Genomic DNA, 11,941 nt, shown 5'->3' on the forward strand with positions numbered 1-11,941 from the left:
TCCCAGGCCCGGGAAGGACACAGCGACTTCAGGGGACTGCGGGTGGTCGAGGCTTGAGTCGGAAGGTGCGCAGCCGGTTGGCGAGGTCCTCTCCCTGGACGCTCTTGGAGATGTATCCATCCGCGCCGGAGGCCAGTGCGAGCGAGCGCAGCTTGGACTCATCCGAGGCGGAATAGAGGATGAACTTCGTCTTGGCGGAGGCGTACTGCCGGGCCAGGTTGACGACCTTGTCGCCCTTGAGGGCGGGGAAGTTGACGTCGATGAGGACGAAGTCCGGCTCCGATGCGCTGACCAGGTTGGAGACACCCAGGGCCGACGTGTGCGTCAGCACCTCGAAGCCGTAGCTGCTCAGCGAGCGCTGAACGAGGTCGAGCAGGTCCGGGTCATCGTCCACCACCAGGACGCGTGCTTTTTCTTCAGCCATGGCTTCTCCCTAGATGCTTGCGAATCATCTCGAGCAACTGGTCACGATCAAGGGGCTTGGTGAGGTACGCGGTGCAGCCCGCCGCGTGTGCTTTGTCTTGATACTCCCGCCCCGCATGCGCCGTCACCGCGATGACCGGCACGTTGGCCACGGAGGGCACCGCACGCAAGCGGCGTGTTGCCTCCCAACCATCCAGGCGCGGCAGGGACAGGTCCATCAAAATGAGGTCTGGATTGTCGCGCGTCGCGCGCTCCAGACCGTGTTCTCCATCCTCCGCCTCGATGACCTCGAACAATCCACCGAGGTATCGCCGGACGATGTCCCGATTCTGGGCACTGTCTTCCACATACAAGATGCGCGGCAGCCTTCCCGCGGTCGCCGCGCGCTGTGACAACAAGAGGCCCTTGGCTTGAGCGATGACATCCTCGAGCGCGTGGCCTCCCTTCTTCACGAAGCCCGCGAAGCCGTCTCGCAGGAGTGCTTCCTCATCGGACGTGAGCGACTTGCCGGTGAGCACCACGACAGGGACCTGGAGCTTCTCGGCGCGCAGGCGCCGCAGCACCTCGAAGCCATCCAGGTTGGGCATCATCAAGTCCAGCACGACGAGCGACGGCGGAGACACGCGCGCCTTGAGCAGCGCGTCCTCGCCGTTGCGCGCCTCGGCGGTGCTGAAGCCGGCGCGGCGCAGGTTGCGGCTGACGAGCTCGCGCGTGGCCGCGTCGTCATCCACCACCAGCACCTCGCCCACGCCGGCCGCGGTGCCGTTGGTGGGACCCAGGCAGCGCTGCACCACCTCCACCAGCCGCTCCGGCTCCACGGGCTTGACCAGGTACTCGCACGCGCCCAGCGAGAAGCCGCGCGCGCGCTGCTCCTCCACGGAGATGAGGATGACGGGGATGCCCGCCAGCGCCGGCTCGCTCTTGAGCTGGCTGAGCACGGACCAGCCGTCCAGCTTGGGCAGGTGGATGTCCAGGAGGATGGCCTGGGGCTTGAGCTCGCGGGCGCGCTTGAGCGCGGCGATGCCGTCCTCGGCCACGACGACCTTGAAGCCCGCGGGCGCGAGCTGGCCGGTGACGAGCTGCTGGATGAGCGGGTCGTCATCCACCACCAGCACGGTGCTGCCCGGCTGGGCGACGGCGTGGAGGTGGTGGGCCACCTCCGCCACCGGCACCGCGCGCTCCACGCTGGTGGGGCCGTCGGAGGGCGCGTCCGTCATGTTGGGCAGGCGCACGGTGAAGGTGGTGCCGCGGCCCAGCGTGGACGTCACGGTGACGTTGCCGCCCAGCACGCGCGACAGCTCCCGGACGATGGCCAGGCCCAGGCCCGTGCCGCCCACCTTGCGCGTGGTGGAGCCGTCCACCTGGCGGAACTTCTCGAAGATGAAGGGCAGCTGGTCGGAGGGGATGCCGACGCCGGTGTCCTCCACCGTCATCACCACCTCCTCGCCCGCGGGCACCACGCTCAGCGCCACCTCGCCCGTCTCGGTGAACTTGGCGGCGTTGCTCAAGAGGTTGAGCATGATTTGCCGCAGCTTCAGCGCGTCGGTGCGGAGGATGCCCGCGGCCACGTCGATGTGCGTGGTGAGGGCCACGTCCTTGCCCTTGAGGTACTCCTTCACCGTGGCCATGCACTCGTCGGCCAGCTCGCGCACGTCCACGGCCTCGCTGACGACCTCCACCCGGCCCGCTTCGATCTTGGACAGGTCCAGGATGTCGTTGATGAGCGCCAGCAGCGTCTTGGCGTTCGTCTTCACGACGTTGAGGTCGCGCCGGCCGTGGGCCGTCAGGCGCGAGCCCTCCTCGCGCATCAGCAGGTCGCAGTAGCCGATGATGCCGTTGAGGGGCGTGCGGATCTCGTGGCTGAAGTTGGCCAGGAACTCGCTCTTGAGGCGGGCGGCGGCCTCGGCCTCGCGGGCGCGCTCCTCCTCGTTGCGCTTGGCCACCGCCAGCTCCTGGGCCAGCCGGTCCAGGTCCTCGTTCTGCTGGCGGATGATCTCCATCTGCAGCGCGCGCTGCTGATAGGACGCCAGCGAGCGGGCGGACACCGCGCGCGTGCGCTTGATCTCCTCCAGGCTCGCGGCCAGCTGCTTGTTGGCCGCCTCCAGCTCCGCCTTGGACGCGCGCAGCATCTCCTCGTTCTGCTTGCGCTCGGTGATGTCCTCGGTGACGCCGAGCAGGTAGCTGGCGTCGCCGGAGCCGTCCATGAGCGGCAGCTTGCGCGTGGCGAAGATGCGGTCCACGCCGCCGGCGCGCGCGACCTCCTCGAAGGCCCGCATCTTCTTGGAGGCGAGAATCTCCGAGTCGATGGTGATGAACGAGTCGGCCTGCTCCGGCGGGAAGTAGTCGTGGTCCAGCTTGCCGAGCAGCCACTCCTTGGTGACGTTGAACGCGTCGGCGAAGGTCTTGTTGACCACCACCAGCCGGCGCGTCTTCGCGTCCTTCACGAAGAGGACGAAGGGCAGCGCGTCCAGGATGTTGCCCAGGATCCAGTTGGTGCGCAGCAGCTCTTCCGTGGTGGCGTCGTGGCGCAGCTGCGCGCCCGCCAGCGGCAGCTCGCGGCGCAGCACGGGCGCCAGGCGGTTGAAGTGGTCCTCGCTGACGTAGTCGCGCGCGCCAGCGCGGGTGCTGGCCTCCAGCGTGTCGTCACTCCACTCGCGCGACAGCACCACGAAGGGCAGCTCGCGCTGCTGCTTGCGCCACAGCCCCTGCGCCTCGGCGAAGCCCAGGCCCGGCACCTCCGAGCCACAGACGACCAGCGACCAGGAGCGCGCCAGCGCGGCCTCCAGCGCGGGGAGCGTGGTGGCGCGCTCCGCGCTGGCGGTGACACCCGCGTGGCCGAGCGCCTCTTCCACGCGCTGGCACTCGCGCTCGCTGCCCACCACCAGGAGGGTGGCGGTGTCCGTCGGCGGGACGAGGGGAGAGAGGGTGTTGACCATGGTTCAGTTCGCCCCGAACACCAGCGTGGTGAGCGTGGTGTTGATGTGGAACCCTGAATAAATCTCGAAGTGCACGTTCATCCCCGCGGCGGTGGGCGCGGCCTTCAGGGTCTCCGCGAGCTGGGACACCGTGTTCGTCGCGTGCGCGTACCACATGCGCCCGCCGCAGTGGAACAGGAGCGCGGCCTGCGGGTTCTGGACGCGCCGGGGCAGCTCGTCCGTGAAGAAGCCGCGCGTCATGCCGGCCATGTCGCCCAGCCGCATCAGCTCCAGCTCCGTGCCCTCCTCCAGCAGGTTGGCGAAGAGGATGGAGCCGTCCTCATTGGGCCGCCACGCGGCGCGGATGAAGTACTCGCGGCCCACGCGCAGCGCGGTGGGGCGCACCGCGAAGCCCTGTGGCGTGCCGAACTCCAGGTCCGGCACGTCCACGCCCAGGATCTCCGCGTAGCGCTTGGCGGCGGGCCGACCGTCGATCTCCAGCGCGCGCGTGTGGCTGTCATCCACCTTGGTGATGGTGAGCCGCTCCCCGGTGGGCACGTACCAGTGCGAGCGCAGCGCGGCCCAGGGCGCGTTGGTGCGGAACAGCGCCACCAGCACCGCGTCGGTGGCCACCTCTCCGTCCACGTGCACCAGCGCGGACTGGCGCGCCGGGTCCCGGTTGTGGTCGCTGGCGCCGCCGCCCACGAGCACCAGCGTCTGGTTCTTCTCGAGGATGCCCAGCAGCAGCTCCTCTTTCTTGTAGCGGAAGCCATCGTCGATGACGAGGCCCACGCAGCGGCGCGAGTCCAGGTCCTGCTGACGCACGCCCAGCTCCTCGCACGCGCGCTTGATGGCCATCTGCCCCGCGTTGATGGCGTCCACGGACAGCCCGGTGCCCAGGCCCAGGCCGACCTCCAGGTCGCCGGTGAGCGCGGCCATCACCACGCTGCCCTCGTGGATGCCGGTGTTGTCCAGCTCGCCCGCCGTCGTCGCGCCCACCAGCCGGGTACCCTTGGGCAGCCGCTCGCGCACGGCGCGGTTGAGCGCGTACTGGTCGCGCTCCCGTGAGGCGAACATCGTCACCAGCACGGGAGGGGTGGGGCCCAGTTGGCGAAGCAGGTCCTCCGCGGCCGCAGCCGGCTCCTGGAGCGTGGTGCGAGCCGTCTGCATCTTCACTTGGGCCATGGAGGTCCTCCAGAGGTGGAGCGGCGGCTTAGAGGCCGCTCTTCGGGTGCCGGGTGTGACACGAGTCGGTGCACTGCTTGAAGGACTCTCGTCCTCCGCCGACGTACATGCTTTCGATGGGGCCGAACTTCGCGACGTGGCTGTCCGGATAGCTCTTGTGGCACGACAGGCACGCGGCCTGGCTGGTGCGCTGGATGCTTTCCTTCGTGAGGTGACAGGACGCGCACTTCTCCAGCGGCGCGCCAAAGCGGTTGGAGCGCGAGTGCACGAAGTGCGTGCGCACGAAGATGGGGCCTTCCAGCTCGAAGCCCAGCGGCGTGTGGCAGCCGGCGCACGCGGCGCGGTTGTCGTTGCCATGCAGCACCTGGGACAGCTCCCCGCCCTGGCTGTGGCACGTGTTGCACGGGCCCGTGGTGAGCTTGGCCTCCGTGCGCTGCTTGGTGCCCACCTGGATTTCGATGGTGCGCGAGGCCGGCAGGTCCTCGCCCAGGTACACGCGGCGGCCCTTCACCGTCACCAGGTACGTGCCCGGCGTGGCGTTGGCGGGAACCTTGTACTGCCACGTGTCCGTGTTGGGCCGGTCCCACAAGCCCTCTTCGGGGAAGAAGGCGCCGCGGAAGACGATGTTGGCGTAGGGCAGGATGGAGAACTGGGAGTACACCCCGTCCTCCTTCTCCGTCGCCACGGTCTGCTCGTTGACCTTCGGGTCCAGGAACGCTTCCAGGTCGATGACGGAGCGGATGGGTTGGATGTTCTGTGCGGGCCCAATGATTTGGGTCATCAACATCCGCTCCCGGTGCTTGCGGCGGTAGTACGTCGTCGTCGCATCGAAGAAGGCCCGATAGTACTGAATGCCCGCCGCGTTGAAGCCTCGGACGACGTCATTGTAGGACGGTAGACTTCCCTGGGGATGGAGCCTTTTGCCTTCCCCATCGCGAAGCGTGACTTGGAAGGTGATTTCTGACCCAGGGGCGTAGGTGCCATCCTGGCGGGGTGGGGTGCGGGCCTCCACGTCGATGCCGAAGCCGTAGGCGAACTCGGGGGCGCTCACCTGCTGCACGGGGATGGAGTAGGGCGCGAAGGGGCGCAGGCTCCAGCGCAGGCGCAGGGAGGTGGTGCGCGGGCTCAGGCTGAACGTGCGCTTCTGCGCATGCTGGTACGCGTTGCGCACCTCCAGCAGGGCCTCCTCCTCGTAGTCCCGGGCGCTGTTGCAGTCGCGGGGCGTGGTGCAGTCGTACGCCGTCTGGATGGCGCGCAGGCGGCGCACGAAGAAGTCGTCGGTGGTGCGGCGCTGGTGCTCGGCGCCGATGTTCAGCACCACGGGGGGGCCGGTGAGCACCCCGCGCGAGTCCACCGGCTCCACGATGAAGAAGCTGGGGAGGTCCATCCAGGCGGCGCCCCGGTAGAAGCGCCGGCGCGTGTAGCGGCCGGGGCCGCCCAGCAGCACGGGCTCCTCGTCCACGGGACGCAGCCCCACCCAGCCCACGCCCGCGAAGTCGCTGGTCGTGCGCAGGGCCCACATGCCGGTGTCGAACGTGGACCGCACCGACGCGCGGAGATCAATCTGGTTGATGTAGAAGGTGGAGCCCGCCCGCACGCTCAGCGGCTTGCCCTCGCCGTTGTCGACCTCCAGGGCCAGTCCAATGGGCTTGGGCGACACGGGGCGGCGCGCTGCTTCCACGTCCAGGTGCGCCGGGTCCGCCGTGGCCAGGGCGTCGTCGCCGGGTGAGCCGGCGTCCTCCGGCCCCCCGCACGCCGACAGCAACGCGGCCAGCGCGACGGTGAGCAAGGCCCGACGGGCCGTCGGGCAGCCGAGCGAGCGGGGGGTACACGCTGCGCGCTGAGACCAGGGGGCTCCAAGTCCGCCCATGGGTGACTCTCCTCGTACGTGTGGTTTCGGGCACCGCCATTGGCGCCCCGGCCAGCGAACCCTGTAGCCCGTCGTCTGGGGGGACGATGTGGGCCGGGTCTCTCCCGGTTCCGGGTTTCCCCGGTTCGAGCCTTTTTAGCCGTACGAAGAATATCTGGATTGAACAGATGCCTTCAACTTCTGGGAAAATAATCCAACATACCCATACCCGTGAAGTCTTTCTTTGTCTGGTTTCTAGCAAAATGTCGCTGGAATGACAGGGGTTTAGGCGCTCACGTGGAGGGAGATGTGGCCCCTGTCCTGGAGGGTGCGGGGAAGTTCAATCGTGAATTCCGCACCTTCCCCGATTCGGCTGTGGACCTGGATGGCGCCGCCGTGCGCTTCGATGAGCTGGCGGACGATGTAGAGGCCCAGGCCGGTGCCGGGGAGATGGCCGTCGTGGCCGTGGACGCGCTCGAAGCGGTGGAACAGGCGCTGCTGGTCCGTGGGGGCGATGCCCAGGCCGGAGTCCTTCACGGTGAGCCGGACGCGGGTGTCATCGCCGTGGACGCGCAGCTCCACGGGGTGGCCGTGGCCGAACTTGAGGGCGTTGTTCAGGAGGTTGGTCACCACGCGGTCCAGGCGGAGCCGGTCCCACGTCCCGGTGGTGTCGTCCTCCTGGACGCGGACGGTGAGGGTGCAGCCGGCGGCCAGGGCCTGGTCCACGTGGCGCTCGGTGACTTCCCGGACCAGCGCGGCCAGGTCCACCTTCTCGCGGTCCAGCCGGAGGTGGCCCGCGGAGAGGAGGGACAGGTCCAGCAGGTTGTGCAGCAGCCGGCCCATCCGCCGGGTCTCGCTCTCCGCGCCCACCAGCCCGTCGCGCAACCGGGGCTCGTGGGTGCAGATGTCCATGAGGCGAAGGCGCCGCAGCCGCAGCTGGAGCGAGCTGAGCGGGTTGCCCAGGTCATGCGCGGCGACGCCGATGAGCTCCAGCGCGCCCTGGGCCTCCGTCAGCAAGCGCGCGTTGTCCAGGGCCAGGGCGGCGCGGCTGGCCAGCTCCTCCATGAAGGCCCGGTCCACCTCGCCGTAGCGGCGGGGGCCGGTGGACAGCAGGCACAGCGCGCCCAGGACGCGCGGGCCCACCGCCAGCGGCACGGTGAGGGCGGAGGTGACGCCCATCACCCGGAGCAGCTCGCCGTGGGCGCTGGCCTCGAGCGCCTGGGGCAGGCGCTCCGCGTCCAGCTCCGGCAGCAGCTCCGCGCGGCCGGTGCACACCACGTGGCTGGGGCCCACCTCGTCGGCGTTGGGGCAGCGCAACAGCGGCTCCCACATGCGGGTGGCGGCCTGGGCGTCCGCGCAGGCCACGGCCTGGGGGCGCACCTGGCCGTCCGAGGAGGGCAGGAAGAGGATGCAGGCGTCGGCCACCTCCGGCACACACAGCCGGGTGAGGGCTTCGCCCACCTCGCGCGCGCCGGAGAGGGGCTGGAGGACGCGGCCGGCCTCGGCGAAGAGGGCCTGGGCGCGCTCCATGCGGCGGCGCTCGGTGATGTCGCGCGTCACCTTGGCGAAGCCCCGCAGGCTCCCGTGGGAGTCCTGGAGCGCGGTGAGCAGCGTCTCCGCCCAGAAGCGGGTGCCGTCGCGGCGCACCTGCCAGCCTTCGGACAACAGGCGTCCCTCCCGCGCGGCGCGCTCCAGGTGGGCCTGGGGGACCCCCGCGGCCACCGCGTCCTCGGGGTGGAGGCGCTCCAGCGCGCAGCCCGTGACTTCCGTCGCGGTCCACCCGGTGAGGCGCTCGGCTCCGGCGTTCCAGGCCGTGACCCGGCCCTGCCTGTCCAGGAAACACAGTGCGTAATCAGTGACGGCTTCCATCAGCAGGCTCAAACGCTGCTCACTGTGTTCGTTTCGCGCGTGGAGGGGGCGCAGTGCATGGTGGAGCACACATGCCAGCGCGCCCACGCCCGCAAGGCCCAGACAACCGGCCAGGAGCGCCTGTTGCAGCGCGGCCCGGGAGGTCTCTGGATGTGTCAACAATCCGTGCACCGCGGACAGGAGTGTCGCGAGGAGCAACAGACCGGCGAGCATGCAGGCGGAGACACCAGCCGCCACTCGCTGAGCGAACGTCCAACGTCGCATCATGTGGCACTCCCCCCCATCCCATAGTGGGAAACCGCATCAGGAAGGCAACGGCCAGCATCCCTGATGCGAGGGAAGTCGAACATTGCCCGGTTGGACAAAGTCGGAGTCACCCCAGGGGGCGTCAGGACTCGCCCAGGTGCATCTCGAATAGCCATCGCCAGGGCGGGGGGTTATGAGGCGAGCCCCCTCACTTCATCAGGTTGTCCCGCATTGCATATGCCTCTCGTTGAAGGTCTGAAGGTCCGCTACCTCCCGCAGCCCGAATGGGGTGTGGGGCACCTGTTGTCGCTCCAGGAAGACGGCGCCAAGGCGCTGGTGGCCTTCCCCGCACGGGAGGATGCCCCGGTGCTGGTGTCCACCAAGGGCGGGGCCCTGGTGTCCTACCCGCTCCCCGCGGGCGAGCCGGTGGTGACGTACAAGGGGCGGTTGGCGTTGGTGGTGGCGGAGGAGCCGGGGGCGCGGGGCCTGCGCCGCTACGTGCTGCGTTACGCGGACACGGGCGAGGAGGACGAGCTGCCGGAGTCGGAGGTGCGCGCGCTGCCGCCCCGGTTGGATCTGCTCTCCACGCTGCGCGAGGGCCGCGTGGGGGATGCCCGCGCCTTCACGCTGCGCAAGCAGGCGCTGGTGCTGGACGACGAGCGCCGGTGCGACGCGCTGGGCGCGCTGTTCGCCAGCCGCATCATGGTGAAGCCGCACCAGGTGGGCGTGGTGCAGCGGGTGCTGTCCGCGCGCCGTCCGCGCTTCGTGCTCGCGGATGAAGTGGGCCTGGGCAAGACGATCGAAGCGGGCATGGTGTTCAGCGCGCTGCGCCTGTCGGGGCTCGCGCGGCGCTGCCTGGTCGTGGCGCCCAGCCACCTGACGGTGCAGTGGCTGGTGGAGCTGTTCCACAAGTTCAACCAGCTCTTCACGCTGATGGACTCGGACCGCTATGCGCAGTCGCTCAAGGAGGCGCCGGGCGTCTCCCCGTGGGCGCGCTTCCCGCTGGTGGTGACCAGCCTGGAGTTGCTCGCGCGCAGCGAGGAGCACCGCCAGGAGCTCGCCGGCGAGGACGCCTTCTGGGACCTGGTCATCATCGACGAGGCGCACCACCTCAAGGGCGAGCGCGCCTTCGAGGCGGCCAGCGTGCTGGCGAAGAACTCCTGGGGCCTGCTGCTGCTCACCGCCACGCCCATGCAGCTGGACCCCGCCGAGTACCACGGGCTGCTCACGCTGATTGACGCGGCCACCGCGCCCAGCGTGAAGGGCTTCGAGGAGCGGCTGTCGCGCCAGGAGGAGCTGTCCACCGCGGTGCGCGCGCTGATGGAGGGCGGCAAGGGCAAGGCGGACGCGGCGGTGAAGGCACTCTCCCGCCGCTTCCCCGAGGACGCCCGCCTCAAGACGCTGAAGGAGCCGGAGGCCCTGCTGCAGCACCTGGCGGAGACGTACAGCCTGAGCGACCGGCTGGTGCGCAACCGGCGTGCGGTGGTGGGTGGTTTCTCCACGCGACGGCTGCACCGGCACCCGGTGACGCTGCCCGCGGAGGAGCTGAAGGTGCGGGACGCGGCGCTGGCGACGCTGGCGGAGGGCTCGCTGCGAGGCGCGCCCCTGGGCAACGTGCTGCGCCGGCTGGAGTCCAGCTCCGCGGCGTTCTCCGGCGCGGTGAAGTCCAACCCCTCGCTGAAGGCGAAGGCGGACGTGCTGAGGCTGCCCTCGCGCGACGCGAAGTTCAGCGCCTTCGTGGGCGTGCTGCGCGGCGTGTGGCAGGCGGAGCCGGCGGCGAAGGTGCTCGTCTTCACCGAGAGCCGGGACACGCTGGAGATGCTCCAGGCGGAGCTGTCCCGGGAGAACGTGGAGGCGCTGGGCTACCACGGCGACCTGCCGCTGGTGGAGCGGGACCGGCAGGTGGCGCGCTTCAGGGACCCGGAGGGGCCTCGGGTGTTGCTGTGCACGGAGGTGGGCGGCGAGGGCCGCAACTTCCAGTTCGCGCACCACCTGGTCCACTACGACCTGCCCTGGAGTCCGGCCACGGTGGAGCAGCGCATCGGCCGCCTGGACCGCATCGGGCAGAACCACCCGGTGGAGATCCACGTCTTCGACGTGGCGGGCACGCTGGCGTCGGACGTGCTGTCGCTGCTGGCGGACGCGGTGGGCGTCTTCGGCGAGACGGTGGGCGGCCTGGACGCGGTGCTGGAGGAGGTGGAGACGCGGCTCGCGGAGCTGGCGCTCCTGCCTCGCGAGGCCCGCGTGTCCTATGGCGCCGAGCTGAAGCAGAAGGTGGAGGCGGCGCGCGAGCAGGTGAAGCGCGCGTATGACCCGCTGCTCGACGTGCGCAGCTTCGACCGGCCCGCGGTGGAGCGGCTGGTGAAGCGCGCCCAGGCGCGCATGGGCATCGAGTCCGACGACGAGGACGAGGACGCCGAGGCGCCGGGCCTGGAGGACGGCCTGTGGAGCGTCGCCCGGGACTTGGACGAGCGGCTGGAGGAGACCGTCACGGAGCTGGCGCGCCGGGTGGGCATCGGCGTGGACACCGACGAGCAGGTGGAGGCGTTCCAGGTGGCCTTCCAGTTCGGCCACGCGCTGAAGGTGGACGGCCTGCCGGGGCTGGACGTGATGGAGGACCGCACGCAGCTGGGGACCTTCTGGCGCGACACGGCGGTGGAGGCGGAGGAGCTGGAGTACTTCGCCACCGGCAACCCGCTGGTGGAGGCCCTCTTCGGCTTCCTGCGCGACGGCCCCTACGGGCGCAGCGCCTTCCGCTTCATCGAGAAGCGCGGGCCGCTCAAGGCGCGGGGCGTGGAGCTGCTGTACCACGTGCAGCTGCCGGAGCCGGAGGACACCTCTCCCGGGGCCCGCGTGCCCAGCCGTCAGCTCGCGCGCTTCCTGGAGCGCACCCTCGTGCACGTGGCCGTGGTGGACGGCGGCGCGGCGGGGCCCAAGGCGGATGACTCCGTGCGCTCCTCGCTCGACGCCGAGGGCAAGACGCTCAAGGGCGACGAGGTGTCCCGCGCGTTCCCGGGCTTCGACACCTTCCTGGACGACGCGGTGCCCGTGGGGCAGCGCGCCGCCGAGGCCGCGCTCGAGAAGCTCGCCACCTCCGCCCGCCAGGCCATCGAGTCCGAGCGCGACGGCGCCATGGAGCGCCTGCGCCTGTCCCTGGACCACCAGGGCCTGTCGGACGAGGCCCTCGCCGCCCAGCTGGGCGCGGAGCATGTTCACTATGAGCGCCTCCTTCAGGCCCTGGGTGGGGCAAAGGTGACTCTCGACTCCGCCTGTGGCTTCGTCATCAACCGATGAGGCGAGCGGCGCAGGCGCGCCAGGTCATGACGTGAAGTGTCATGACTTGGGAGGGCGGGTGGCTCCACTGTGTCGTGGGCAGTGGGGCTGTGTGCTGTCTTTGAGCACCAGTCCAGTTGACCGATTCCTTAATCAACAAGAATTAGTGAATTGAGTCATG

The 11,941-nt window shown here is 69.9% G+C and carries 6 protein-coding genes; 1 reads left to right on the forward strand and 5 read right to left on the reverse strand.

Going from position 1 to position 11,941, the window contains the following annotated elements; translation table 11 throughout:
* Positions 1-28: 28 nt before the first annotated feature.
* The 5 genes from MYSTI_RS03520 to MYSTI_RS03540 all read right to left on the reverse strand — a co-directional run bounded on the left by MYSTI_RS03520 (position 29) and on the right by MYSTI_RS03540 (position 8,508).
* On the reverse strand, positions 29-424 hold the full coding sequence (locus MYSTI_RS03520) for a response regulator (RefSeq protein ID WP_015346321.1): 396 nt from the start codon (positions 422-424) through the stop codon (positions 29-31).
* Positions 417-3,359: a response regulator gene (locus tag MYSTI_RS03525; RefSeq protein ID WP_015346322.1), complete on the reverse strand. Its 2,943-nt coding sequence runs from the start codon at positions 3,357-3,359 to the stop codon at positions 417-419. The genes MYSTI_RS03520 and MYSTI_RS03525 overlap by 8 nt, the downstream gene beginning before the upstream one ends.
* Positions 3,360-3,362: 3 nt before the next feature.
* Positions 3,363-4,523, reverse strand: a complete 1,161-nt coding sequence (locus MYSTI_RS03530; protein ID WP_015346323.1) for an FIST signal transduction protein — start codon at positions 4,521-4,523, stop codon at positions 3,363-3,365.
* A gap of 28 nt (positions 4,524-4,551) precedes the next feature.
* Entirely contained in the window at positions 4,552-6,393 is a 1,842-nt protein-coding gene (locus tag MYSTI_RS03535) for a cytochrome c3 family protein (protein ID WP_015346324.1), read from the reverse strand.
* 264 nt (positions 6,394-6,657) lie between these two features.
* The gene (locus tag MYSTI_RS03540) at positions 6,658-8,508 is read right to left on the reverse strand and encodes a sensor histidine kinase (RefSeq protein ID WP_015346325.1); all 1,851 of its coding nucleotides are present in this window, start codon (positions 8,506-8,508) and stop codon (positions 6,658-6,660) included.
* 216 nt (positions 8,509-8,724) lie between these two features.
* On the opposite strand from MYSTI_RS03540, the gene MYSTI_RS03545 reads away from it, so the two are divergent.
* Positions 8,725-11,781, forward strand: a complete 3,057-nt coding sequence (locus MYSTI_RS03545; RefSeq protein WP_015346326.1) for a helicase-related protein — start codon at positions 8,725-8,727, stop codon at positions 11,779-11,781.
* The last annotated feature ends 160 nt before the right edge of the window (positions 11,782-11,941 follow it).

It is taken from the genome of Myxococcus stipitatus DSM 14675, assembly GCF_000331735.1.
Taxonomy (GTDB): Bacteria; Myxococcota; Myxococcia; order Myxococcales; family Myxococcaceae; genus Myxococcus; species Myxococcus stipitatus.

What these genes read in the sequence shown, in the direction of transcription:
- MYSTI_RS03540 (WP_015346325.1), bottom strand. Translation starts at nt 8,508, where the DNA reads ATGATGCGACGTTGGACGTTCGCTCAGCGAGTGGCGGCTGGTGTCTCC.
- MYSTI_RS03535 (WP_015346324.1), bottom strand. Translation starts at nt 6,393, where the DNA reads ATGGGCGGACTTGGAGCCCCCTGGTCTCAGCGCGCAGCGTGTACCCCC.
- MYSTI_RS03530 (WP_015346323.1), bottom strand. Translation starts at nt 4,523, where the DNA reads ATGGCCCAAGTGAAGATGCAGACGGCTCGCACCACGCTCCAGGAGCCG.
- MYSTI_RS03545 (WP_015346326.1), top strand. Translation starts at nt 8,725, where the DNA reads ATGCCTCTCGTTGAAGGTCTGAAGGTCCGCTACCTCCCGCAGCCCGAA.
- MYSTI_RS03520 (WP_015346321.1), bottom strand. Translation starts at nt 424, where the DNA reads ATGGCTGAAGAAAAAGCACGCGTCCTGGTGGTGGACGATGACCCGGAC.
- MYSTI_RS03525 (WP_015346322.1), bottom strand. Translation starts at nt 3,359, where the DNA reads ATGGTCAACACCCTCTCTCCCCTCGTCCCGCCGACGGACACCGCCACC.